The organism is Aequorivita aurantiaca (assembly GCF_030410135.1).
GTDB lineage: Bacteria > Bacteroidota > Bacteroidia > Flavobacteriales > Flavobacteriaceae > Aequorivita > Aequorivita aurantiaca.
The window spans coordinates 184,315-209,752 of record NZ_JAUGQQ010000006.1 but is presented as its reverse complement, the minus strand read 5'-3'; the positions used below and the strand labels follow the sequence as shown (position 1 = coordinate 209,752).

The 25,438-nt window shown below is 39.0% G+C and carries 27 protein-coding genes; 22 read left to right on the top strand and 5 right to left on the bottom strand.

The window, feature by feature from the left end; translation table 11 throughout:
• The 4 genes from QRD02_RS10885 to QRD02_RS10870 form a co-directional block, all read left to right on the top strand.
• Positions 1-274: type II toxin-antitoxin system PemK/MazF family toxin (locus tag QRD02_RS10885; protein ID WP_290254972.1), on the top strand; the 274-nt coding region annotated here is incomplete at its 5' end.
• A gap of 165 nt (positions 275-439) precedes the next feature.
• The gene (locus QRD02_RS10880; protein ID WP_290254971.1) at positions 440-922 is read left to right on the top strand and encodes a hypothetical protein; all 483 of its coding nucleotides are present in this window, start codon (positions 440-442) and stop codon (positions 920-922) included.
• A 161-nt stretch (positions 923-1,083) separates the two neighbouring features.
• Positions 1,084-1,734 carry a porin family protein gene (locus tag QRD02_RS10875; protein WP_290254970.1) on the top strand — a complete coding sequence of 217 codons (651 nt, stop codon included), beginning with the start codon at positions 1,084-1,086 and terminating at the stop codon, positions 1,732-1,734.
• Between the two features lie 189 nt (positions 1,735-1,923).
• Positions 1,924-2,370 (top strand): cytochrome c oxidase assembly factor Coa1 family protein, encoded by a 447-nt coding sequence (locus tag QRD02_RS10870; RefSeq protein WP_290254969.1) that lies wholly within the window; start codon positions 1,924-1,926, stop codon positions 2,368-2,370.
• Between the two features lie 154 nt (positions 2,371-2,524).
• On the opposite strand, the gene QRD02_RS10865 is transcribed toward QRD02_RS10870, so the two are convergent.
• A complete protein-coding gene (locus QRD02_RS10865) occupies positions 2,525-3,472 on the bottom strand; it encodes an aldo/keto reductase (RefSeq protein ID WP_290254968.1) in 948 nt (315 codons plus the stop codon).
• A 129-nt stretch (positions 3,473-3,601) separates the two neighbouring features.
• Between QRD02_RS10865 and QRD02_RS10860 the strand changes: the two genes are divergently transcribed.
• Both QRD02_RS10860 and QRD02_RS10855 read left to right on the top strand, forming a co-directional pair.
• Positions 3,602-4,159: a hypothetical protein gene (locus QRD02_RS10860; protein ID WP_290254967.1), complete on the top strand. Its 558-nt coding sequence runs from the start codon at positions 3,602-3,604 to the stop codon at positions 4,157-4,159.
• A gap of 7 nt (positions 4,160-4,166) precedes the next feature.
• A complete protein-coding gene (locus QRD02_RS10855; protein ID WP_290254966.1) occupies positions 4,167-5,672 on the top strand; it encodes a hypothetical protein in 1,506 nt (501 codons plus the stop codon).
• Positions 5,673-5,747: 75 nt separating this feature from the next.
• Here the strand turns inward: QRD02_RS10855 and QRD02_RS10850 are convergent, their stop codons facing one another.
• Positions 5,748-6,218, bottom strand: a complete 471-nt coding sequence (locus QRD02_RS10850; RefSeq protein ID WP_290254965.1) for a GtrA family protein — start codon at positions 6,216-6,218, stop codon at positions 5,748-5,750.
• A 192-nt stretch (positions 6,219-6,410) separates the two neighbouring features.
• On the opposite strand from QRD02_RS10850, the gene QRD02_RS10845 reads away from it, so the two are divergent.
• Entirely contained in the window at positions 6,411-6,995 is a 585-nt protein-coding gene (locus tag QRD02_RS10845; protein WP_290254964.1) for a diheme cytochrome c-553, read from the top strand.
• A 124-nt stretch (positions 6,996-7,119) separates the two neighbouring features.
• A complete protein-coding gene (locus QRD02_RS10840; protein WP_290254963.1) occupies positions 7,120-8,046 on the top strand; it encodes a DUF5996 family protein in 927 nt (308 codons plus the stop codon).
• A 9-nt stretch (positions 8,047-8,055) separates the two neighbouring features.
• On the opposite strand, the gene QRD02_RS10835 is transcribed toward QRD02_RS10840, so the two are convergent.
• Positions 8,056-9,336, bottom strand: coding sequence for a DEAD/DEAH box helicase (locus tag QRD02_RS10835; protein WP_290254962.1), 1,281 nt, complete (start codon positions 9,334-9,336; stop codon positions 8,056-8,058).
• A gap of 330 nt (positions 9,337-9,666) precedes the next feature.
• Here QRD02_RS10835 and QRD02_RS10830 point away from each other — a divergent pair, with 330 nt between their 5' ends.
• Positions 9,667-10,914, top strand: a complete 1,248-nt coding sequence (locus tag QRD02_RS10830; RefSeq protein ID WP_290254961.1) for a YCF48-related protein — start codon at positions 9,667-9,669, stop codon at positions 10,912-10,914.
• A gap of 90 nt (positions 10,915-11,004) precedes the next feature.
• Here QRD02_RS10830 and QRD02_RS10825 read toward each other — a convergent pair whose 3' ends face one another.
• On the bottom strand, positions 11,005-11,205 hold the full coding sequence (locus QRD02_RS10825) for a sigma factor-like helix-turn-helix DNA-binding protein (protein ID WP_290254981.1): 201 nt from the start codon (positions 11,203-11,205) through the stop codon (positions 11,005-11,007).
• Positions 11,206-11,445: 240 nt separating this feature from the next.
• Between QRD02_RS10825 and QRD02_RS10820 the strand changes: the two genes are divergently transcribed.
• The 12 genes from QRD02_RS10820 (at position 11,446) to QRD02_RS10765 (ending at position 23,117) form a co-directional block, all read left to right on the top strand.
• Positions 11,446-13,458, top strand: coding sequence for a sensor histidine kinase (locus QRD02_RS10820; protein ID WP_290254960.1), 2,013 nt, complete (start codon positions 11,446-11,448; stop codon positions 13,456-13,458).
• Entirely contained in the window at positions 13,458-14,210 is a 753-nt protein-coding gene (locus QRD02_RS10815; protein ID WP_290254959.1) for a LytR/AlgR family response regulator transcription factor, read from the top strand. Before QRD02_RS10820 ends, QRD02_RS10815 begins: the two co-directional genes overlap by 1 nt.
• 181 nt (positions 14,211-14,391) lie before the next feature.
• Positions 14,392-14,826 (top strand): hypothetical protein, encoded by a 435-nt coding sequence (locus tag QRD02_RS10810; protein WP_290254958.1) that lies wholly within the window; start codon positions 14,392-14,394, stop codon positions 14,824-14,826.
• Between the two features lie 124 nt (positions 14,827-14,950).
• Entirely contained in the window at positions 14,951-15,430 is a 480-nt protein-coding gene (locus QRD02_RS10805; RefSeq protein WP_290254957.1) for a M15 family metallopeptidase, read from the top strand.
• A gap of 131 nt (positions 15,431-15,561) precedes the next feature.
• Positions 15,562-16,500, top strand: coding sequence for an NAD-dependent epimerase/dehydratase family protein (locus QRD02_RS10800; RefSeq protein WP_290254956.1), 939 nt, complete (start codon positions 15,562-15,564; stop codon positions 16,498-16,500).
• A 187-nt stretch (positions 16,501-16,687) separates the two neighbouring features.
• Positions 16,688-17,131, top strand: coding sequence for a RidA family protein (locus tag QRD02_RS10795; protein ID WP_290254980.1), 444 nt, complete (start codon positions 16,688-16,690; stop codon positions 17,129-17,131).
• Between the two features lie 97 nt (positions 17,132-17,228).
• Entirely contained in the window at positions 17,229-17,687 is a 459-nt protein-coding gene (locus tag QRD02_RS10790; protein ID WP_290254955.1) for a nuclear transport factor 2 family protein, read from the top strand.
• A 57-nt stretch (positions 17,688-17,744) separates the two neighbouring features.
• The gene (gene ahr, locus QRD02_RS10785; protein ID WP_290254954.1) at positions 17,745-18,752 is read left to right on the top strand and encodes an NADPH-dependent aldehyde reductase Ahr; all 1,008 of its coding nucleotides are present in this window, start codon (positions 17,745-17,747) and stop codon (positions 18,750-18,752) included.
• Positions 18,753-19,134: 382 nt separating this feature from the next.
• On the top strand, positions 19,135-20,160 hold the full coding sequence (locus QRD02_RS10780) for a hypothetical protein (protein WP_290254953.1): 1,026 nt from the start codon (positions 19,135-19,137) through the stop codon (positions 20,158-20,160).
• Positions 20,151-20,651 carry a hypothetical protein gene (locus QRD02_RS10775; RefSeq protein WP_290254952.1) on the top strand — a complete coding sequence of 167 codons (501 nt, stop codon included), beginning with the start codon at positions 20,151-20,153 and terminating at the stop codon, positions 20,649-20,651. The genes QRD02_RS10780 and QRD02_RS10775 overlap by 10 nt, the downstream gene beginning before the upstream one ends.
• 110 nt (positions 20,652-20,761) lie before the next feature.
• A complete protein-coding gene (locus QRD02_RS10770; RefSeq protein ID WP_290254951.1) occupies positions 20,762-21,406 on the top strand; it encodes a carbonic anhydrase in 645 nt (214 codons plus the stop codon).
• Positions 21,407-21,554: 148 nt separating this feature from the next.
• A complete protein-coding gene (locus QRD02_RS10765; protein ID WP_290254950.1) occupies positions 21,555-23,117 on the top strand; it encodes a M28 family peptidase in 1,563 nt (520 codons plus the stop codon).
• Between the two features lie 10 nt (positions 23,118-23,127).
• Here the strand turns inward: QRD02_RS10765 and argS are convergent, their stop codons facing one another.
• Positions 23,128-24,903, bottom strand: a complete 1,776-nt coding sequence (gene argS, locus QRD02_RS10760) for an arginine--tRNA ligase (protein WP_290254979.1) — start codon at positions 24,901-24,903, stop codon at positions 23,128-23,130.
• 101 nt (positions 24,904-25,004) lie between these two features.
• On the opposite strand from argS, the gene QRD02_RS10755 reads away from it, so the two are divergent.
• A complete protein-coding gene (locus tag QRD02_RS10755) occupies positions 25,005-25,436 on the top strand; it encodes a hypothetical protein (protein WP_290254949.1) in 432 nt (143 codons plus the stop codon).
• The last annotated feature ends 2 nt before the right edge of the window (positions 25,437-25,438 follow it).

The following is a 25,438-nucleotide window of genomic DNA, read 5'->3' as shown; positions in this document are numbered from 1 at the left end:
TGGAAGCGAAATAAAAAAGACAAGACCTTGTGTAATCATTTCGCCAAATGAAATGAACAAGTATCTGAACACAATAGTTCTTGCTCCAATGACAACTAATTTAAAAAAATATCCAACTAGAGTTTCGGTCAAACACAAGGGAAAAAAAGGAATGATTGCAATTGACCAAATTCGGACAATCGACAAAACTAGAATAATCCGAGTTTTTGAAAACCTAACCGAAACGGAAATTGGAAAATGCAAAGAAGTAATAAAAGAAACCTTTGTTGACTAGAAAAAAGTACTAATGCCAACAATGGCTATAAGTAATTGCTTGTTCTCGCCTACTTCTGAAAATCCTTGCGGATTTTCAGTTTGGTGTGTACTTTCATAGTTAATCGCTAACCCACGCAACTACTCATAGCCTAACCGTTAGCCACAATTTGACCAAACTAAAATAATGAAGACTGACTATAAACGTGAGAGAGTTTTTCCCTTAATGTTTATCATAATCGGAATTACATTAATTATTTTCGGACTGATACTGCTTGGGACTTTCGACTCAAGAATAAAACTCGGACTTACAATTTTATTAATTGGAATTGTAATAGTTTTTACTCGGAAAGGAACAATCGTTGACTTCAATGAACGAAAAATAAAGAATTATGTTGGGATTTTCTTTGTTAAAATAGGAAACTGGCAAACAATAGAAGATTATACTTTCATCTCATTACTGTCTATAAATCGGACAAGTTATGGATATAGTAGAACTGGGGTTCAATTCTCTGAAAGAAAAAAAATTCACAGAATAAGTCTGCTTAATAAAACCCAGCGAAGCCAATTATTAATTACAGATTTTAAAGACAAGAATAACGCAATCTTAGAAGCACAATTATTAGCGGAAAAGTTGAAAGTGGAATTTGTAAATTACAGTCCGATATAAAAACTGTGGCTAACAATGCGTAACCGCAATTACGGCGGATTCAACTGCGTCCTAATCCATGCGTAATTGCTAACTTCCGTGCTTAACCGAAAAACCTTGTATATTTATCCATAACTGCGGATATACCAGCCGTTACAAACAATTAAAAATAAAAACTACCAATGAAAAAAATAACTTTTATTATTGGATTAATATTATTAACAACAAATATCTTCGGACAAAATACTTCCACAGAATATGGTATAAAAGCGGGAATAAATTATTCAAAATACACTCCAAATATCGAGTTTAACGGAATGGAAGTCGTGGATTTTAATGGTAAGTTTGGCTTTTTTGTTGGTGGTTTTGTCAATTTTGGCTTCTCTGACATTTTAAAATTACAACCGGAATTACTTTTTGCTTTACAGGGCACCAACACATCACAAGAAATTGAATTAAGATTTTCTCCCGACCAAGAACCCGTAGTTGGAGAATTAAAATCAAGAGTTACGGAATATACTATTTCGCTTCCAATAATGTTACAAATATATCCAACAGAAAAATTTTATATTGAGATTGGACCACAATTTGGATATATAGTAAGCAGGAAAGAAAAAGTTACGGATGACCCATTTACGGAATATGGAAGCCCTTTCGGAATTAGCGAAGATTGTCCGAATTGTGATAAATTTGACTTGGGTGCATCTTTAGGCATTGGTTACAATTTTACAAGTCTAATTGGAATAAACGCAAGATATTATGCTGGACTAATTGAGAGAAATAATACTATAAAATCATCAGTTTTAAATTTAGGAATTAATTACAAACTGTAGAAGAACTGTTTGTAACAATATATAACTGTCGGCAACCATTCGAGAAAATTAAGCGTATTGCCCATTTAATTTTCAACCCAATTCAAGCAGGAAAAGAAAGTTATGTTCTGACTCTAAAAATAATTGAACTTAAAAAAACGGCATACAACAAATCTCTGAGTTGTAAAACAACAATTTTTAGTTAAACAAATGAACAATGAATTAATCAATCAAAAAACCCAGTGGCAACGAAATTGGAAATGGTTTGTTCCTGTTTGCGCAGTGTTATTGATTTCAATTACTGTGTTCTTCACTTCTGGAATGGGTGGTATCGCAACTGATCTTGCGCAAGCCTATGCCGATACTGAATTTTATGAAAAAGCAATTAAAAAAGCAGAAGCTGACCAAAGAGTTCAGGAACTGCTAGGAAATATTCAGCCGATTGATAAAATGGCAATTTTAGAAGGGGAAACTGAATACACCAATAATAACCGGAGTGTAAATTCAACTATACGAATCATTGGAACAAAGAGCAAAGCACGGATGGACATTACTGCTAACCGAGCCAATAATGTGTGGGTTTATTCTAAAATCAACATACGAATAACAAGTCCGCCCGAAAAAAAGCAAACTATTGTAATAAATACAGAAGAATAGACATGCTGGCAAATGCTTAAAAAGAAAAAGTAAGATTTTTGCTAATATAATCTTTCACAGCGCATTATTAATCGAGAGTTTTTCTCTAAAAATATTATTATTGCCCCGAATATTCCTATTATGGGCCCGTCTTGCCAATTAAAAAAAAATAAGATTAATTACTCGCCCTATTCAACAACTCCATATCCTCTTCATCTAGCCTCAACTGCGGCGCTTTAATTATAGATTCCATCTGTTTTAAAGTAGTGGCGCTTACAATGGGCGCAGTAATTGTTGGTCTCGCCATTAGCCAAGCCAAGGAAATTGTCGCTTGGGTTGTGCCGTGCTTTTCGGAAACTTTATCTAAGGCTTCCAAAACTTTAAAACCTTTTTTGTTTAAATATTTTTCAACCCCGCCACCGCGTTCGCTTTTATCGAGGTCGCTTTTACTGCGGTATTTTCCAGTGAGAAAGCCGGAAGCCAAGGAATAATAACTCAACACGCCCATATTGTTTTCTTCCACAATACCGCGCAGTTCATGTTCATATTTTTCGCGTTCCATCAAATTGTATAATGGCTGCAGGGTTTCATACTTTGGCAAGCCTTCCTTCTCCGCTGCCTTCAAGGATTTACGAATGCGCTCTGGGGACATATTGCTGGTACCGATAACACGCACCTTACCTTCATCTATTAACTGCTGATAGGCGGAAAGCGTTTCTTCCACGGGCGTTTTTTCATCATCAAAATGGGTTTGGTATAAATCGATGTAGTCGGTTTTTAAACGTTTCAGGGATTTTTCCACACTTTCCAAAATAAATTTCTTGCTTACGTTTACGGGGTGCTCATTGTTTTGCGAACCCACTTTGGTGGATAGGATTATGCGGTCGCGGTTTTTCCGCTCTGTGAACCAATGGCCAATTATTGCTTCACTTTCGCCACCTTTGTTGCCGGCAACCCACCACGAATAGGTATCTGCCGTATCAATAAAATTGAAGCCTGCCTCCACAAAGGCGTCCAAAAGTTTAAAAGATTGTTTTTTATCTACCGTCCACCCAAACACGTTGCCTCCAAAAGTTATTGGAGAAACTTTTAATCCTGAATTTCCCAATTCTCTTCTTTCCATTTTTATCTTTTCGCATAAAATTACAGGAATTGCCACAAAAACCCTGTGAAGGTTATAATAATACTTCCTAAAAAATATTTCAATTGGCTGTGTGAAATTTCTGTATTTTCGCCAACAAAAAAATACAATATGAAAAATTTGACACTGATTATCTTATTATTAACGGCAGCCTTCACCTATGGGCAGAATTACAAACTTGGTAATTTTTATGAGGGTTATATTATCAAAATTGATGGCACTAAGGAAATGGGTTATATTCTATATGACGACGAATCCGTAAGTTATGAAAAAGTAACTTTTAAGAAGGAACAAAAAGGCAAAAAGGAGCGGTTTAAGCCGAAGGATATTGCTGGCTATAAAGTGGCGGACAAGGTTTACCACACGGTTCAGTTTCAGGATATTCCCTTTAAAAATACCAAATTTCTGGTGCTGGAAAAAGAGGGTTGCCTAAACCAATACTCATACAGAACGCTGTCTGAAGGTGCGTGGTCCACAAGCATGATTTTAAAAAATGATGAAAAGGCAGTAAATACGCAGAACTTTATAATGGGCTATGCCGATAAAATGGCAGAACTTGTAAAAGATGATAAAGAATTGGCCAATAAAATAAAGAACAAAGAAAAAGGATATTCACTTTTGAATCTCGAGGCGATAGTGGATGAATACAATACCAATTGCACAAAATAAATTACTGATGAAAACAATTACTTATTTCACCCTACTTTTTATTTCCCTGAACGCTTCGGCGCAAACATTTTCTTGGGGCTTTCCCTTCGGAAGGGCTGATGAAACTGAGAAAAACATTACCCACGTAGTTGCCGATGATAAGCTTTACAGAATCTCCTCGAAATATGATTTGGGCACTTTTAACCAAAAGGTAACGGTAGACCAATTTTCATTGAATGATTTGGAAAAAACCGGCAGTCGCGATTTATCGGTGGAGCAGCCAATGATGGGCGTGGCGAGTTTAACCTTCAATAGCATGTTTCAAAAAGAAGGCTCGCAGTTTATATTTTTCTACACAGATTACGATCGAAAAACGAAAAAGAACAAACTGCTTTTTCGGAAAGTAAACATTAATTCCGGAAAGCTTGGCGAGTTGCAAACGGTTTTGGAAACGGACACCAATGACGGTAGATTTTTTGTTTCGCAAAGTGACAACAAGCAGTATTTTGCTGTTCTAAATGAGCTTCCCTTCGCCAAAAAATCAAATGAAAAAGTGGAGTTTTTTCTATTGGATGGCGAAGCGAAGATTTTAAAACAAAAAACGCATCAATTCGAAATTGAGGATAATCGCGACAAACAACATTCGCTATATGTTTCAAACAATGGATTGGTTATTTTGGTAAAGAAAGTTGATGAGAAAAAAGTAAAACCTTACCTCAATCTATACACGTGGAATACCTCCGAAGATACGATAGCTACTACTTCCCTACAGCAACAGGATGATTATCAAATTCCACAGTTTGAAGGAAAGTTTCACGAAGACAATTTTTACTTTTTAGCAGTTATAACCCACGAGAAATCCAGTAACTTCGGCTTAAAAATTGACATGAACGGTAGAAACTCCGGCGTGGGCGCCAACGGAATTCTTGCCGTAAAAGTAGATGCGCAGGGCAATGTTGCGTATACCCAAAGAAATGATTTTGAAAAGATTGTTTCAAACTTAAATTTGAAGGATTTTCTTTTCAGCGGCGACGGGATTTGGGCCGTTTATGACCGTATGTATGTTGAAAAGAAATCAAGCTCCAGCAATCTTACCGCTGGCGATTTCAGTTATGATTACAGTTATTTGAACAATGGTTTTGTAGTGACCAAACTCGATATAAATACAGGAAAAATGGAATGGTCCAGAATTATAGACACTTCAGAGCCCAACACAAAAAATGACAATGGCGATTTTCTTTCTACGCTATTTTATATGGACGGCGGCAATATGGTTTTATTGTATAATGAAACCCGCGATTTGAATACGGCAAAGATTCACGTAGTTTTTAACCGTCGTTTTCCCATTAAGGAAGTAATTTCAGCTACTGGCGAAACGCTTTCAAGGGAAGCATTGCTTGCTGCCGGAATTGGCGTGACGAAGGAAGAGGAATTTGAGCTGAACCCCGCTTATTTAATTCCAGTTTCCGAGAACACTTTTATCATTCGTGCAAGCAATAGAGTGGAATACAAATATGGAAAAATGAAAATTTAATTCTTTATTGCCGTAGACATATTTTTTCCGAAGTAGGTTTGAAATTTTTAATGTTGGATTTTCCCGGCTTTAAAATCAATCAATTCTAAAGCTAAATTTCTTCTGAAGCAAATAGCTATAGACCACTGTGATAATTACGGTTAAAAACCGTGAAGGTGTTGGGAAAAAGTTAAGTAAATCCACCAAGATTTTCATACAAATATAACTCAGCAGTAAGGAGCCCATCCCCACCACAAAATATCTAAATGCCTGTACTTTCCATGGGAGATTTGAGTCTTCAAAGGTTATAAATCTGTTCAGCAAAAAGCCTGTTGTGAAGGTAATTGGGAAAACAAAAAATAACGAGGCAATGTGCGGACTCAATACGAAAAAATACAAATCCACATTTAGCTTATCGAAAATATAATTGTAGCAAATGAAATAAAGGCAAAGGTCGAACACCAAATTGCTGCCGCCACAAACAGCATATCTATAGGTTTGCAAGGGCATAAAAGGCCGGAACAAGAAATAAAAGGTATCAATAAATCGGGTAATGGAATTTTTCATTATTTCGAAGTGCCCACAAAGTTAAGAATTACTTTGCGTGTTTCATTTTGAAAAATATCAACATATAGAATTCTTGAAATAGGATGCCGATTTGGGTTTAAACACCTAATTTTCAGATAAAAAGATGCATTAAAAAATTAAAACGTAAAAAATAATTTTCTAAATTTGGTTGACTAAAAAACCAATCAAATTATGAAAAAACAACTTTTATCGCAGGCCGTGCTCTGTATGCTACTCACGGCCTGCAACTTCGAAAAGAAGGAGGAAGCCACTCCCCAAATTTATGAACCACAAACGGAAGAGACCGCTGAATCTCCAGTAAAACGCGGAGAAATGCTTACGAATGCGGTAGGTTGCCACGACTGCCATTCGCCAAAAAAAATGACAGAAAGAGGGCCTATTTTTGATCCTGACCGTTTGCTTTCGGGCCATCCGGCAAATGAAATCTTACCTTCATACGATTTGGCCACAGCAAAAAATTATGTTCTTTTCAATCAAGGTTCTACGGCAAGTATAGGTCCTTGGGGTACTTCATTTTCCTCAAATCTTACTCCGGATGAAACCGGAATCGGCAGTTGGACTGAGGAACAATTTTTAACCGCCATAACCCATGGAAAATTCAAGGGAATGGAAAACGGCAGAAATTTATTGCCACCAATGCCTTGGCAAACAATTGCGCAATTGCCCGCAAAAGATCTCAAGGCAATTTTCGCGTATTTGAAAAGCATAAAACCTATAGAAAATATAGTTCCAGCGCCCATTCCGCCGAAAGTATAATTTTCAATAAATTTTAATAGCTTAATGGTTTTTGCATACCTTCCCATTTCGGAAGCAATGCATAACCATTATTTTTTTTGAATATCTTTGGAATAATTCAATCCTTAAATTCAATACGTAGCCAATGAATTCCTCCCAGCTGCCCGACCTTCCTTTCGAAAAATGGAACGATACCCGATTTACGGTTCATATTATTCTTCAAATAATTGGAAAAACCCGTCTTGCATCAACAGCAAGGAAAAACCATTGGTGGTCCATTACTTTATACGTTTCCCCACAAGGATTCAGCACCCGCGATATTCCTATTAATGATGGGTTGGAAAGTGTTGAAATTGAATTCAATATTGCTAGAAAAGCTGTTGTAATAACCCAAAGTTCTGCGCAGGAAATTGAAATTTCTTTAAAAGAAAAGCCAAGTATTGCTGCTTTTTATAAAGAATACACTTCGAAATTGAAAGGATCGGGATTAAGCTTTGATTTTGTGGAGAAACCGTTTGATGTTGAAATTGAAAAACCATTCAGCAACATTACCGAATACCATCATTATGATTGGAATGCCATTGAAAAATTCTGGAAAATTATGCAATGGAATAACAGTATTTTACAAGAATTCAGCGGAAGATTTTATGGAAAATCCTGCCCCGTGCATATTTATTGGCATCATTTGGATTTGGTGGTAACACGCTTCTCCGGAAAAAAACTGCCTCCAATGGCTGCATCAGCCAGAGTTTTGGAAAAAGACACTTATAGCCACGAACAGATCAGTTTCGGGTTTTGGGCGGGCGACAAAAATGTGCAGGAGCCTATGTATTATTCCTACACCTACCCCGCTCCAAAAGGAATTGACGAAGAAACCCTGCAGCCCGAAGGCGCAAAATGGCAAGACAGCAACGGCAGCCCGATGGCATTGTTACCTTATGAAAAAGTAAAAAATTCGAGCAATCCACGAAAAGCCGTTTTGGATTTTCTCGAAAGTGCCTACCAAGCCGGAGCAAAACGCGCTAATTGGAATATTGAGGAACTTACAGTACCGGATTTGGATAAACTATAAATTTTCAAATTATCTTCTTCCCCTGCCCCTACTGGATTTGTTAGTATTGCTTTTGGCATGCGTATTCACTTTTGTGCCAGCATTGCGTCCACGGCTGTGGCGTTGTGCCTTTTGTTGCTTCTTTTCCTCTTCGGCGGCTTTAACATCAGCCATCGTTTCGGTGGGTTTAAAATCGGGAAGGGTTTTGGCTTCCAATTTTTCGCCAATCAGTTTTTCGATATCCTTTAAATAGCCAACCTCATCAAGACTCACCAATGAAAGTGCCTCGCCACTGGCCCCTGCCCTTCCTGTACGGCCAATGCGGTGCACATAATCCTCAGAAATATTAGGCAATTCAAAATTAATAACGTGTGGCAACAACGGAATATCGAGTCCGCGGGCGGCAATATCTGTAGCCACCAAAACGCGCACTTTGCCGGCCTTAAACCCAGCCAATGCCTTGGTGCGCGCCCCTTGGCTTTTATTTCCGTGAATGGCTGCAGAAGTGATTTTTGCCTTTTCAAGCTTTTCACTTAAGCGGTTGGCGCCGTGCTTGGTTCTTGTAAAAACCAAAACCTGTTTCCAATTTCCCTCATCAATTAATTTTATGATTAAATCGGTTTTTTGGGCCTTATCAACGCGATAAACTGTTTGGTCAATTTTTTCCACAGTGGTGTTCTGTGGCGTGGCTTCCACCATAACGGGATGGTGCAGAAATTCGTTCGCAAGGGTTTTAATTTCCTTTGAAAAAGTGGCCGAGAAAAGCAAATTCTGCCTTTTAGAAGGAAGCAATGCAAGTATTTTTTTTATATCCCGCAGAAAACCCATATCGAGCATTCTATCGGCTTCGTCCAAAACCAGCACCTCAACTTTAGAAAGGGAAAGCGCACGTTGGTCGTGCAGATCGAGCAAACGCCCGGGCGTTGCCACCAATATGTCCACCCCATTCCGAAGCGCACGAATTTGCGGATTTGCACCAACGCCACCAAAAATAACGGTGGAACGAAGGTCCGTAAATTCGCTGTATTCCTTAAACTCATCCTGCACTTGAGCGGCCAGTTCACGGGTTGGAGTCAATATTAAAGCGCGAACAGGGCGTTGGCGCAATGCAGGCTGACTGTTCAAAATTTGTAAAATGGGCAAGGCGAATCCCGCTGTTTTTCCGCTACCGGTCTGGGCGGATGCAAGAACATCCTTTCTTTCTAAAATTACTGGAATTGCTTTTTGTTGAATTGCCGAAGGCGTTTCATATCCTTTTTTGCTGATAGCTTTCAGCAGGGCATCGGATAGCCCGAGGGATTTAAATGTCATATTTTATTTAGATTGTTCGAGCGCGTTGCTTTTGGATTCCTCGATTTTTAGAAACTCAAAACTTTACGCTTTATGTTTTGTTAGACCGCTGCGCTTGGAGATACTTTATCGCGGCGCTTTTAGAATTCGGTTTTAAAAACCATTAAAACTAAGAAGACGGTTTTAATAAGCGGCGAAGGTACGTTTAATTTTCTGCGTGGAGATTTTTCGCGTGCAGATAAAGAAAAACTCTTGCGAATTTCAGAAATCTGATAGACTTCAAGCCAGCAAAATAAGTAATAGCCGGCATTCCATATATATTTGTGGCCACAAACTTTAATTTTTAAAAACATGCATTTATTTACTCATTCTATCAAAAATTCAATTTTCACAATTATCGTATTTCTGGGATCTTTTCTGATCTCGCAAGCACAAAGTTTTGAATATAAAAATTCGGGAACGGATTTTATTCTTTATGATATTTCCATTCCCGCGGGACAAAATGATCTTGCTTTTGCGGCCGGCTCAAAATTCACTTTTGATACCGAAGGAATAATTATTAAAACCACAGATGGCGGCGAAACCTGGACCACCATTTATCCTACCAGCGGCACTTCTCCCAGTTTTGAAAAAATTGAATTTATAGATGAAAACACAGGCTTCGTGGCGGGTTATGATCTTTTTATGAAAACCGAAGACGGTGGCGCCACATGGACGGAAATGACGGGGGGCACGGATGTATATCTGTATAACAACCTATCGTTTTATGACGAAAATATTGGATTTGTTTCGGCCCAATTGGACGATGCCCCATATTTCGCAGTATATCTCACTACCGATGGCGGCGATACGTGGACTCCGGCTTCCGATGTCTTAAATGCAGGTGGGATTAACATTGATTATGCAGATCAATCCACTCTATTTTCTGTGGGTGCCGATGAGCGCATTGCAAAATCTACCGATGGCGGTGATACTTGGGCCCAAATTTACTCCGGACAGATTCAGAACTATTTTTTATCGGTGAACTTTAAGGATGGTGATAATGGTGTGATTGCAGGCGAGGATGGATTGTTGAAGACAACCCACGACGGAGGGGCCACTTGGAGCGATTTTGCCACGGGATACCATCATTTTTATGCCCTGGCCTATAAAGGAAATCAACTAATGGCGGGCGGTACCGATACTGATATCTATTTTTCTGAAGATAACGGAGCCAACTGGAGTCAGATTTTTGTTGGCAATGGCCAAAATCAATTATATGAAATCGGATTTTTTGACGATGGTTCTGGACTTATTTGTGGTTCAGGCGGGGTGATAATGAGGTTTGAGGATGTGTTTTTGGGTACTGAAGAGAATCAATTGCCGCAAAATGAGATTGTAAGCTTTTACAATTCCAAGACGCAAACCTTCCACGTTCAATCGGAAAATGACAATATTCAGTCGGTGGCTGTATTTAATATTATGGGACAATTGGTGAAGACATTCAAAAACAACTCAAATAGCTTTAGCGTTAATACGTCAAGTTTTTCAAATGGCGTTTATTTGGTGAAGGTTGCTACCAAGAACCAAACCCAAAGCTTAAAATTTTTAAAGCAGTAAATTAAAAAATATGATAATTCTAAAAAAGCCGAAATTATTTTCGGCTTTTTTCTTTTCGTATTTCCACTGAAATAGAATGACGTAAAACCTTTACAGCTGCTGAATTTGGGTCATAACCTCTTCCACCAAAGCGTCGCATTTACGATTGCCAAATTCAAAAAAACAGGCATCGTGCGTAGCTTTGAAAAGTTCTACTTTTAATAATGTTTTAGCGCGATGAAGGCGCACCTTTACATTACTGTCAGTCAAATTGAGGCAAGCGGCAATTTCAGGATTTGACAGGCCTTCAATTTGGTGGAGATTTTTCGGGCAAATGATGAACCCCGAAAAACAAGCAATTAAAACCGAAATCAGAATTCTAGTTGAAAGGGCGGTTGATAATTCTTAGAATTTTGATTTTAAATCTTCCATTGCCCATTTAATTGTGGAATGGAAGATTTTATTTTGAGGAAGCCAAAAAACATTACGCATCAGTTTCTTAAAAAAAATAAATGTAAATTTATAAGCATCTAACAACCAATCATTAATATTATGAAACCACTATTACTCATTGCAGTATTAGCTTGGGTTTCGCGGAGAAGTCTTCCCCAAACTGCTTCCAAAACGCAAGAAGACACTCTATTCAATTTTAAAAAAGGACGAAAACTCTGCGTCCTCCTCTTTCTTTCCTTTTTTATTGTTTTAGCACAAAATAAGGAACAGGACAGCTTAAATCTTTTGATTAAAAATGCTCGCACCGAAGTCCAAAAACTGGAAGTGCTCAATGAAATAACAGATTTCTATTCCCTAAGGGATTTGGAAAAAGCCATAGTTTATGCGAGGCAAGGCGTAATTATTGCCGATAAAACCAAGGATAAAAAATGGCAACCCAAATTTTACGAAATGAAAGGTCGAATTCATGCAAATATGTTGCAACTGGATTCGGCTTCGCTGTATTTTGCCAAAGCTGAAAAGGCTTATAAGATAATTAAAGACAAAAAAGGCCAGGCAACAACTTATTTCAAAATAGCGTGGGTCCATAAAAAAAGAGGTGAATTGCAGGAAGCAATGGAAGCCGATCTAAAGGCGCTGAAATTGATGGAAGCTCTGGGTGACAAAGCAGGCATTGCCAGTGCTAACAATAGGCTTTCGTACGACGTTTTGAGGCAAGGCAGAAAAGAGGAAGCCTTGGCCTATGCCGTAAAAAACATTGCCCTGTGCGAAGAAAACAATTTTGAACACGAATTAATATATTCCTACACCGCAGCGGGCGATGCCGCCATTTCAATGGGCGATAACCAGCAAGCTTTTGAGTATTATGACAAAGCCTTGAAATCTGCCCAAGCGCTGGGTTTTGACCCTATGTCCCTATCCGATTTTTACAACAATCACGGAAATGCGCATAAAAGATTGGGACGCTATCATGAAGCGCTAAAGGATTATAGCGAAGCACGGCGGCTTGCGCAAGTGTCCAATTATCAAAATGCAATTAATGCGACGGGAGCCAATTTGGGCGAAGTCAATCTTTTAATGGGAAACTATGAGGAAGCGTTGCCTTTTCAACTTGAAACCGTTAGGTTATTGGAAGAAACCGGTGACCTGCCCAACCTTCCCGAAAACTACATGCACGTTAGCACGATTTATGAAAAATTGGGCAACTATCCCCTTGCTTTGGAATTTCAAAAAAAATCAAGGATTATGGGCGATAGCATTGCCGCCGCGGAAAGCGACCGAAATATGAGCGAACTGCTCACCCAATACGAAACTGGAAAAAAAGAAGCAACTATAGCTTCCCAAATTCAAAAAATTGACCAACAGCGCCGGAATCAAATTCTGTATATTATTTTGGCGGGACTGCTTGCCATTATTCTTTTCGGAATGTTTTTCACCCTTCGCAATATCAGCAAAAAACGGAAGTCGCTTGCCATTTTAAATTCGGAATTGGACACCAAGAACAAACAAAACGAACTGCTTCTAAAAGAAATACACCACCGCGTGAAGAACAATCTGGAATTGGTGAAAAGCCTTATCGCCCTACAATCTGCGCAACTTTCAGAAGGGGCGAGCAAGGAAGCAATGCTCGCCAGCCAAAACCGGGTGCAGAGTATGGGCATTATCCATCAAAAGTTATATCAGGGTACAAATTTGGGTGCGATTGAGATGAAGGATTATTTTATCAACTTAAGCGAAGGCGTTTTGGATACATTCAACGCTGAGGACAAAGTAAAAATTGATTGCGCGATGGAAGAACTGGAACTGGATGTAGATACCGCTGTCCCAATTGGGTTAATTGTGAATGAATTATTGACGAATGCTTTGAAATATGCCTTCCCGGAAGGCAAAAGTGGAAAAATAAACATCAGCTTAAAAAGAGAAAACGATAGTTTACAGTTAAAAGTTTCCGATGACGGCATCGGCAAGACCCAAGGCGCAAAACCTAAAGGGACAGGCTTCGGCACCCAGTTAGTAAACCTGCTAACGCAACAACTGAACGGCACCGTTTCCGAAGATTATTCAAAGGGAACTACAATCAATTTCAACTTTAAAAATTATAAGGCTGCATAATGGGAAAACCTGCCAAAATACTGATCATTGAGGACGAAATGGTAATTGCGGCAAACATCTCATTACAATTTAGCGAATTAGGTTATGAAGTCACCGGCATACTTCCGCGTGGCGAGGAAGCGCTTTCGCATATAAAAATTGACAGACCGGATATTGTGTTATTGGACATTCGGCTAAAGGGCGAAATGGACGGTATTGAAACTGCGGAACGCATTCACCAACATTTCGATATCCCAATTATCTATTTAACAGCGAATGCAGACGAGGCGCACTTTAACCGCGCCAAGGAAACGCATCCCTATGCCTTCATTTCAAAACCCTTTAAAAAACTGGATTTGCAACGCGCTATTGAATTGACTGTAGAGCGACTTGCAGCGGAAATTACTTCTGAAAGAACTAAAAATTCACAGGAAACTTCTTCCGAAACACATTTCATTTTAAACGATCGCATCTTCGTTCGCCACAATGAAAAAATGCTGAAGATTGACATTAAGGACATCCGCTATATTGAAGCCGATAGAAACTATTGCCGCATTTTTTCAGCCGAGCGGGAATATCTTTTGGTGATGACTTTAAAAGACATGGACGAAAAACTTCCGCAAAACCATTTCCTTAGAATTCACCGTTCCTATATTATCAACCTTTCCCAAATAGATGAAGTGGCGGGAACGCACGTTGTGATTTCCAAAAAGGCAATCCCTATGAGCAAAGATATGCGGGCCGAACTTCTTAAACGGCTACAAACCATTTAGATAATATTAAATTCCGTATTGAAAATCGCTTCGGCAACTAAAATCCTTCCTTCGGACAGAATTTGACCCCATTCGTCCTAACTTCCTTGTTTTCATATTGTTTTGATGGTTTATTTGATATGAATTTCATTTCAACTTTTACTAACCACGTTTGCGACGCAAATGTTTAAAACCAACAATTATGAAAACAACACACAACAAAATTTCGGCTCTTTTAATCCTTTTCCTTTTATCAACTTCCATGATCCATGCGCAGGACGGGCCTTACTACACCGTTACCACTTGGAAAATCGAAATTCCAGAGAATGGCAGCAATGCAGAGTTCAACACTTTGTTGAAGGAATTCAGCCAAAAGGTAGTTGCGCCAAACCAACACATTGTGAGCGAAAGAACGATGCGCCACACATCCGGAAGCGATTCGCGGGACCTGGTTATCATTACCGAATACGCCAACTGGAACGCGATTGACGCTGCCGCAACACGGCAAGGCGAATTGATAAGCACAGCTTGGGGGAGCGATGCTGCGAGAAAGGAATTTTTCGGAAAATTCAACAAATACTTTTTGATGCATACCGATGAAATTTATTCGGGTATGCCGGAATTAAGCAAAAAGTAACAATGCAACCTTTAAATTCTCACAGGTTTTAAAGGCCTGTGAGAATTAATTGGTTTGCTTCCTATATGATTTCCTGATTTTTGAAAGAATCAGAATTCCTCTGCGAAAAATAAAACCAAAAATTATGATAACTACACAAGAATTAAAAACTGTATTTGGCGCGCCTAATGAGAGAGGCTCATATCTAACCACCATAAAACTACCATATCCTATGCGCCTGGCTTGGGATAAAAATGTGAAAGTAGAGAAAATGCGTTGCCATGCGAAGGTGGCGGACCAACTTACTGCCATTTTTAGTGAAATCCTTGATTTCTATGGAATTGAAAGAATTCAAGAGTTGGGCATCGATCTTTTCGGAGGGTGTTTCAATTACAGACAAATGAGGGGTGGGTCAGATTGGTCTCGCCATAGCTGGGGGCTTGCTGTAGATCTTGACCCCGAAAGAAATCAACTAAAATTTAATTCTCAAAAAGCTTTTTTTGCCCGGCCAGAGTATCAGCCTATGATCGATATTTTTTACAAACACGGGTTTGAATCGTTGGGGCGCGAAAAAAATTATGACTGGATGCATTTTCAGGTACGGTCTGGAGTGCTACATGCTTGACTATTTTATAGAAAAGAATAGATCGTTCGATAAACAATATAATTAATTGCGTAAAAAATTAATCCTTCCCGGGCATCGCAAGTGAGGATTCGGTTAAGCCGTTAGGTCTAACTTTTTAAAAAAATAGAAATATGAAAACAGTAGGCATCATAGGCGGTTCGGGCTTTATTGGAAGTTACATTACGAAGAAATTTTTGAAAGAAAATTACAACGTAAAAGTATCTGTTACCGATATTAAAAAAAGCGAAAAGTATCAGCATCTCTTCAGCCTGAAAAATTCTGACAACCTCAACATCAGCGCACTGAAAATGGAGGATTTGGAAATATTGAAGGATTTTATAAGCGATTGCGAAATTGTTGTGCATAGCGGAACGCCATTTCAATTGGATGTAATAGATGCGCAGAAAGAACTTTTTGACCCGACCATAGAGGGAACTGAAAATTTTTTGGAAGCTATTCAGGAAAGTCCTTCCATTGAAAAAGTGGTATTCATTGCTTCCGTCGCGGCGTATAACACCAATTTTCCGCTGCCCGCCAGAGGTAAAAATCCGCAGGACAAATTCAGTGAAAAAGACAAGCCTTTTTTCAACGAAGAAAGCCATCCTTACGCCCAGGCAAAATTCATCGCTAACCAAACTGTGGAAAATTTTATAAAGGAAAATCCGAAACTTTCATCTGAAATAGTATCCGTTTCCCCCGTTGGGGTTATGGGAAAATCATTGTCAAATAGGGAAGATTCCACTTCTACAGGCTTACAATTTTTATTTAAGAATAAAATAGCGCCCAATCCCTTTGTAAAAATGCTTTATGATACCGATGCGGAAATGGCTTCCGTAGCTGTTGCCGATGTTGCGGAGGCAATTTTTAAGGCCGCCACGATTTCCGGATTGCACGGGAAAAACTATTTGTTGAGCAGCGAAAGCTATTCGGTGAGTGATATGGGCTTAATGCTCAACAATGAATTGCCAAAAAACAAAGGCAAAGTAATTTATGAAAATACTTTGGCAACACAGGATTTGGGTATAAAATTTAGTCTGATGCAGAAAACATTGAATTCATATTCGGAATAAAATTTAGAAAGAAAAATCTAAAAGAATTTCAACTTACGCCAAGTTTTTTTAAAAAGACACATTATTAAAAACGAAAATTATGAAACCAACAATTTTTATATTGCTATTGTCATTTTGTATTGGAACAGTTTATTCCCAAACCACCGATCCGCATGGAAACCTAGAATCCGCCATTACCGGCATACCTTTGAAAAGTAATGTTTCTAAAGTTGCCGAGCCTTCAAAAATAAGCGCTACAAAGCATACCCCAGAGTACTTTCTGTTGCGCCCCGAAATTGAAAAAGCCTACGGCTATTCGCACGCCGTAAAAATTGGCAACAGCATCAAAATATCGGGCGCCGTAAGTATGGACGCCCAAGGCAATCCAACGGCAGTTGGCGATATGGCTCAACAGATGAAAAATTGTTATGCTGATTTGGAAAAAATTCTGAAACATTTCGGCTGCACTTTTGACGATGTTGTGGTTGAAAATGTTTTCACCACCAATATGCCAATGTTTTTGGAAATTGCGGGCTACAGAGCTGAAATCTTTAAAAAGCAATTTCCCACGAGCTCGTGGCTTGGGGTGAAGGAATTGGCGCTTCCCCAATTTATGATTGAAATTGAATGGGAGGTCCATGTTCCTTATTAGCGATTTGTGAAGCGTGAAGCGTAATTCGGTTTGTGGTTCATGTAAATTATCTATTAAAAACTGTATGCAATATTTTAGAACAAAAAGCAAAGAAATTATGAAAACACTTAAAATCAATCTTTTTTTATTCGCATTCGCCATATTCGGCAGTGCTTATTCCCAAGAAATAAATACCGATCAAAACATCTCAATCGTGGACGGCCTTTATAAATCCTTTGCCGCAGGTGATATTCCCTCGGTCCTCGGTGCCATGGATGCAAACATTGTTTGGAATGAATCCAGTTGCAGTTCATATGCCGATGGCAATCCATATAAAAATCCCGAAGCGGTGCTCAACGGTGTATTTAAAAGAATAGGGGAAGACAGCGAAAATTTCAAATTGGAGAATATTCAGCTTGTTGAAATGGGCGACAACAAAGTTTTGGCATCCCTGAATTACAATTTTATAGCAAAGAAAACTGGTGAAAAAATACTTACTTCCGTGATTCACGAGTGGACAATCGATAATGGAAAAATAACTGCATTTCAGCAATATTTAGGATTGGGGAAACAATAACCCGAGTTTTTTTCCTAATATTAAGCTAATCAAATAATTAAATATAAAATCAGTATTATGAAAGTCAAAGGATATGCCGCCACTGGGCCAAAAGAAAAATTAACTCCATTTTCCTACGAATTGGGTCCAATCGGCCCAGAGCAAGTAGATATTAAAGTTTCCTATTGTGGCATTTGCCATTCAGATTTAAGTATGATAAATAACGATTGGGGAATGACATCCTACCCAATGATTCCCGGCCATGAAATTATTGGTGAAGTTGTCGCTGCCGGCAGTGCGGTCAAAAAAGTGAAAGTGGGCGATAAAGTAGGATTGGGTTGGCAATCCGGCTCGTGCATGAGCTGTGATCAATGTATGAGCGGCCACCATCATCTTTGTTCCCAAGGGGAAGCAACCATTGTAGGCAGAAATGGAGGATTTGCCGATTACGTTCGTGCACATTGGTCTTGGGCAATCCCACTTCCCGATGCAATTGATATGAGCAAGGCTGGGCCCCTATTGTGTGGCGGAATTACAGTTTTCAATCCAATAATTTTGGCTGGAGTAAAACCCACAGATAAAGTGGGGGTTATAGGCATTGGAGGTTTGGGGCATTTGGCGCTTAAATTCCTAAAACACTGGGGATGCGAAGTGATTGCTTTTAGCTCAAATCCAGATAAAAAGAAAGAGATTTTGAATATGGGCGCTAGCAAGGTAATTGATTCAACTTCGCCGGATGAATTGGAAAGTATTGCCGGAAAATTGAATTTTATTTTGAATACTACTAATGTTTCCTTGGATTGGAATTCCTATTTAACCGCATTGGCGCCGAAAGGAAAATTTCATACCGTAGGGGCGGTTTTGGAGCCGATGGCAATTCCTGCCTTCAGTTTAATTATGGGCGAAAAGTCGGTTGGAGGAAGCCCCATTGGAAGTCCCGCTTTAACGAAAACAATGCTTGATTTTTGCGTGCGCCATGCTATTTATCCGGAAGTTGAGGAATTTCCGATGACGAAAGTAAATGAAGCTATTGATCATTTGGAAAATGGCAAAGCCCGATTTAGAATTGTTTTGAAAAACAATTAAAGGTCCATAAACAAATTGTTTACTAAAAACAAACTAACTGATTTCTTTGGTATTCGGAAGGGTCCTGTTGTTTTATTATTTTCTGCACGTTTTTGTCATCCATCTTTTAGCAATGCAGATAATTTTATGAATGCGGATTTCTCAACTTAAGGATATTCTCTTGGGATTGTTTATTTCATATGGATTGGCGTCGTGCTTCTACTCTACACATTTTGTAAAAAAATATTATAAAGCCAATAATAAAAATAATTGGTGGTTGAGCTATCTATAATTTTTCACTGAAAAAGGAGAAGTATTTTTAAAAGATTCCATCCAATTTCATTGATTCAAAAAACAAATCAACCTAAAATGGTATCTTTAGGAATTGCTAATATATTTTTCAATGAGATTGATTACAATCTTTTTCATATTATCGGTTTTGCTGTCGTGTAAACAGAAAGAACAAACCGTCAATTATCTAGGGGTTGTAAATCTTACCGTCACCGGAAAGAAAAGCGCTCTTCCCCATTTTGAAAAAGGATTGCTGTTGCTACATTCCTTTGAATATGAAGACGCTCGCGAAGCATTTAAAAATGCGCAAAAGGAAGATACATCGATGGCCATGGCCTATTGGGGCGAAGCAATGACCTATAACCACAGCCTATGGCAGGAACAGGATTTTGAGGCCGCAACGGCTGCCCTTTTCCAGCTCAATGAAATTGATCTTCAAAAAAGCACGCAGTTGGAGCAGGATTTAATAGCCTCGGTACAGCTATTGTACCGCCAAAAAACTGCAAAAAATGATCGGGACGTTGCCTATTCCGAATTTATGGAAAAACTGTATAATAAATATCCCGACAATCACGAGGTAGCTGCATTCTATGCCCTATCCTTACTGGGTGCCGTGCCTGAAGGTAGAGATGATTTTATGTATGGTAAAGGAGCAAAAATTGCGCAGGGAATTTTAATGGAAAATGCCAACCATCCGGGAGCGCTTCATTATCTAATCCATTCCTATGACGACCCAAACCATGCAACCCTTGCGCTGGACGCCGCCAATACCTATTCAAAAGTTGCCCCCGATGCGGGACACGCGCTACACATGCCGTCGCATATTTATGTTGCAATGGGAATGTGGGATGAGGTTATTTCCTCCAATATTGCTTCCTATGAAGCCAGCATCAATAGAATGGAACAAAAAAATTTGGACGGCAACGCCCGCGGCTATCACGCTTTCCATTGGTTGCAATATGGTTATCTTCAAAAGGAAAATTATGAAGAAGCCAAAAATATGGTGCTCAAAATGCAAGGATTTGTTTCCGAAAATCCTTCAAAACCGGCAAGGGCGCACTTGGTTTTTTTAAAGGGAACCTACTTAAACGAAACAGATGATGGACCGGAAAAATTTCCGATATTCCCGTGGATATAACCGATTTGAATATTTCCGTGCGCTCGCAATATCATTTTTTGGAAGGAATGAAGGCCCTTAAAACCGGCAATGCAAAAAAACTTGACAGCATTATTGATTTAATGGGCCAAGACCAGAAAAGGGAATCATTTATTGTGGCGGAAGGCAGTTCCAAACTATGCTCCAGTGTGACTCGCGACCAAGCAACCCAAATGGATTTAAAAGAAGCCGAAATAAGGCAGCAGCAATTGTTGGCGCTTCGTGAAAATATGGATAAAAATCACAAACTCGCAGAAGAGCATTTAATAAAATCCATTGAAATTGCAAACAGCATTAGCTACAGCTATGGCCCGCCATCCATACAAAAGCCAACCCGCGAACTGTATGCGGAATGGTTACTCGCGCAAAACCGAAAGGAAGAGGCTGCACAACAGTTTCAGCTTGCATTGAAAAAGGGTCCCGGAAGAGTGCGAGTTTTAAAAGGTATGGAAACCTTAAAACAAATCCTTTGAGTTCTTTTGGACATACCAAATCCCTAAAGTTTTAAAATTACAGATTCCATTTTGTGAGCAAAAATGCTTTTGCCTATCTTTAATTCTGAAAAAAATTCTTCAGAGCAAATATGGATATTGAGCAAATTTTCAAAAACAACGAGGTTTGGGTAAATAAGAAATTAGGGATAGATCCCAATTATTTTAAAAACTTGGCGAACGGACAAAACCCCGACATACTTTATATAGGCTGCAGTGACAGCCGAGTAACGGCAGAGGAGGTAATGGGCGTAAAACCTGGGGATGTTTTCGTTATGCGGAACATTTCAAATATGGTTTCCAATTTGGACCTCAGCGCAATGAGCGTTATTGATTATGCGGTAACCGTTTTGAACGTTAAAAATATTGTTATTTGCGGCCATTATGGCTGTGGCGGAGTAAAAGCAGCAATGCAATCCCAGGATCTGGGCATTCTTAATCCCTGGCTTCGAAACATCCGCGATGTTTATAGGCTTCACCGCGACGAACTGAATACAATTGACAACGAGGAAGAAAAGTATCGGCGGCTTGTGGAACTCAACGTTCAGGAACAATGTGTGAATGTCATTAAAACAGCCATTGTTCAAATTGCAGTGAGACAAAAAAAATTAGCCGTTCACGGCTGGGTAATGGATATGGCTACCGGCAAATTGATTGATCTCAAAATTGATTTTAAAAAAGTTCTTGAAGGAATCATGGAGATTTATCATTTGGACGAAAAGGAAAATTCCTTATAAATATAAGAGGTTGTCCAAAAAGACAGCCTTTATTTGGGGATTACTCCCAACTTTGCGATTTAGGTTATTTTTTAGTATCCATTTATTTCTTCTCAAAAAGATAAATTCGATTTTTATTTGAGAAAAATTTCAACGGCAAAAAATAAATTTGAAATTTGCGAACAACACCTATCTTTATAACGAAAATGAACTACTATCCAAATTATATATGAAACATTTCGTTATTTATTTTTCGCTTCTGTTGTACACAAATTTGGCAATTTCCCAAACCGATAAGGAAAAAACAGAAAGCACCATCACCAAAAACAAAATAGAAGGCCACATCTATTTTTTGGCGGACGATCTTTTAAAAGGACGTCAAACAGGTACGCCGGAAAACAAAATTGCAGCGTCCTATCTTGCCAATACCTTAAGAAGTTACGGTGTAAAACCGGTAACTCAAAGTGTTATGAAAGGTTCAAATACAGATAGCTATTTTCAAATGGTAAAGTTGAACCAAGTTAGCCCAATCCAAAGGCTTCTTTTGTCCGTTGATGGCAAGGAGTTAAAGAAAAAAGTTGCTATCAAACCATCAAAAATGGACTTTACGGGTGAGGCTGTGTATTTAGGATATGGCCTTGAAAATGATTATAAAAATAAAAACGTTACTGAAAAAATTATAGTAATAAAGTCCGGCGGCCCAAATGCAACAGATGCCGGCGCCGCATATAACTTAATTGCGCAAAAAGAGCAATTGGCAAAACAGCATGGAGCAGTTGCAATAATAGAACTTGTGGATATTGACGAAACCACGTGGGGCTATGTGGACCATAGTTTCAACAGTGAACGGCTTGAATTAGCTAATGATCAAAGTATTATAACAGTTAAAAAAGAACTAGCCTACCTCTGGGTTCACGACGAGAATCACATTCAAGCGAAGGCCTTTGAGGCGAAGGATAAATTGATTGCAAAATTAAAAATGGACGGTCAGGAAAAGAAAACGATCCTATCCCAAAATGTAATTGGAATGGTGGAAGGGACCGATCCAACGCTAAAAAATGAATTCATAATTTATTCCGCACATTACGATCACGTAGGAATCGGCAAACCCGATGAAACCGGCGATGTTATATATAACGGAGCGCGGGATAACGCGGTAGGAACCACCACTGTTTTAAGCATGGCAGAAAATCTGGCAAAATTCCCCACAAAGCGTTCGGCGTTATTTATACTTTTTACCGGCGAGGAAAAAGGATTGCTCGGAAGTCAATTTTACGTTGAAAATCCCGTATTGCCGCTTAAGAAAATGGTCTATTGTTTCAATAGTGACAATGCGGGATATAATGATATGTCCGTTATTTCAATAATTGGACTGGGGCGCACTACAGCTGCCGAAAACATAAAGAAAGCAGCGAATTCCTTCGGCTTAAAGGCAATTGATGATTCGGCGCCGGATCAAAATTTATTTGACAGAAGCGATAATGTAGTTTTCGCGCAAAAGGGAATTCCAGCTCCCACATTTTCATTGGGCTTCACTTCCTTTGATGGCGATGTTACCAAATATTACCACCAACCCGGCGATGAAGCCGATACTTTGGATTATGATTATCTGCTAAAATTTTTCCAAAGTTATGTTTTGGCTGGAAGGCTTATAGCGAATGACCCGGCAAATCCGCAATGGACGGCAGGAGATAAATATGAAGAAGCCGGAAAAATGCTTTACGGAAAATAATCACTAAAAACTACATCCGTTCCGGGACATCGATGCCCAAAAGTTTAAAGGCACTTTTAATAATTTCTGCAACTGCTTCAGAAAGCTTTACGCGAAACGCTTTTTCAGTTTCATTATCTGTAGCCAAAATGGGAACGTTTTGATAAAAACTGTTGAATTCCTTCACTAAATCATAGGTATAATTTGCAATGAGCGCGGGGCTGTAATTTTCTGCCGCCAATTGGATGGTGTCGGGATATTGCTGAATTATTTTTATGAGCTCCTTTTCTTTTGGGTGTATTTTGAAAGAAGCAAGGTCAAGCGCAGTCGAGATTTCACCAGCCTTTCGAAGAATAGATTGGATGCGCGCATAGGTATATTGAATAAAAGGCCCAGTATTTCCCTGAAAATCGACACTCTCCTCAGGGTTGAAAAGAATCCTTTTTTTAGGGTCAACTTTCAATATATAATATTTTAAAGCACCCAACCCGATCATTCTGTAAAGTGATTCTTTTTCATCTTGCGAAAAATCGTCAATCTTTCCAAGTTCTTCGGAAATTGTTCGGGCGGTATCGGTCATTTGCGCGATCAAATCATCGGCGTCAACAACGGTTCCTTCACGGCTTTTCATTTTCCCGGAAGGTAAATCCACCATTCCATAACTCAAATGAAAAAGGTTTTCGGCCCAAGTGTAGCCCAGTTTTTTTAGTATCAAAAACAGCACTTTAAAATGGTAATCCTGCTCGTTGCCCACGGTGTAAATCATGCCACCCACATCGGGATGATCCTTTACGCGCTGTACCGCAGTGCCAATATCCTGCGTCATATAAACGGCCGTGCCATCGCTTCGTAAAACAAGTTTTTCATCGAGGCCATCTTCCGTTAAATCGCACCAAACGGAGCCGTCGTCTTTCATAAAGAAAACATCTTTCTTAATCCCTTCTTCAATGATATCCTTCCCCAATAAATAAGTGTCACTTTCGTAATAATAAAAGTCGAAATCAACGCCGATGGATTTATACGTTTCTTCAAAACCTTTGTAAACCCAGCCGTTCATTTTGTTCCAAAGGGAAACGGTTTCTTCATCGCCGGCTTCCCATTTACGCAGCATTTCCTGCGCTTCATTAATCAGTGGCGCTTGCACTTTTGCTTCCTCCTCGGTTTTTCCTTCGGCCTTTAATTCTTCAATCTGCTTTTTGTATTCCTTATCGAATTTTACGTAATAATTGCCCACCAATTTATCACCTTTCAAATCGGCCGCATCCGGCGTTTCGCCATTTCCGAATTTTTCCCAGGCAAGCATACTTTTACAAATATGGATTCCGCGATCGTTGATTATTTGGGTTTTGTACACTTTTTTTCCGGCAGCTTTTTCAATTTCCGACACTGAATAGCCCAGCAAAACATTTCGAACGTGGCCCAAATGCAATGGCTTGTTTGTGTTTGGCGAAGAGTATTCAACCATTAGCGCCTTCGTTCCCTGCGGAACTTTTCCGAAGGAAGAAAAATCCTCGACCGAATTAAAGAAATCCAAATAATAGGAATCACTCAAAACGATATTCAAAAAACCTTGGACCACATTGAATTTTTCAATTTCCAAAACATTCTTCACCAAATAATTTCCAATCGCTTCGCCAATCTGCACCGGATTTCCTTTTACAACGCGAAGCATTGGGAAAACAACAGCGGTAACATCGCCCTCAAAATCCTTACGGGTTGGTTGCAATTCTACCGATTCGAGATTTGCGCCATACAGTTTTTGAACTGCGGTTTTAATTTGGGTCTCAATAGTGTTAGATAATGACATAATAACGGAATAAGGTGTGGTATCGCACAATTTTTGGACGACAAATATACACGTTTTTAAATTTGAAGTATTTGTGAATGGCTTATCTTTAAAGGAAAAAAATGCTACTTCACGTTTCCTATAACGATAAAGAAACAACCCGAAAAATAGACGCTGAACTAGGAAAACCTTTCACAATTAAAGAGCGCTTAAAAATGCGTGGCATAGGTTCTCCAAAATTAATTTTAACTGAAGCAAGCGCTCAAATCAGCAATTTGATGAATTTGGACAACAATCGAAATCTCTGCAATATCGAGATGCGGCCAAAAGGTATTATTTTGGGTTTTCGAAGTAATTTAAATTCATATGCACTAATAATTCCTTATTATAAATTAGTGATTTATAAAGGCCAGGCTGAGGAATATTCTATTTATAAAGACGATTATTTTGTAAAAATTGAAGCGAAGGTAAAAGACAAATCGGTCCACAATTTTATGAAAAAATTGATGGAGGCAAAAAATACCGTTACGCCCCAACGGCCGGAAGATTTTTGAAT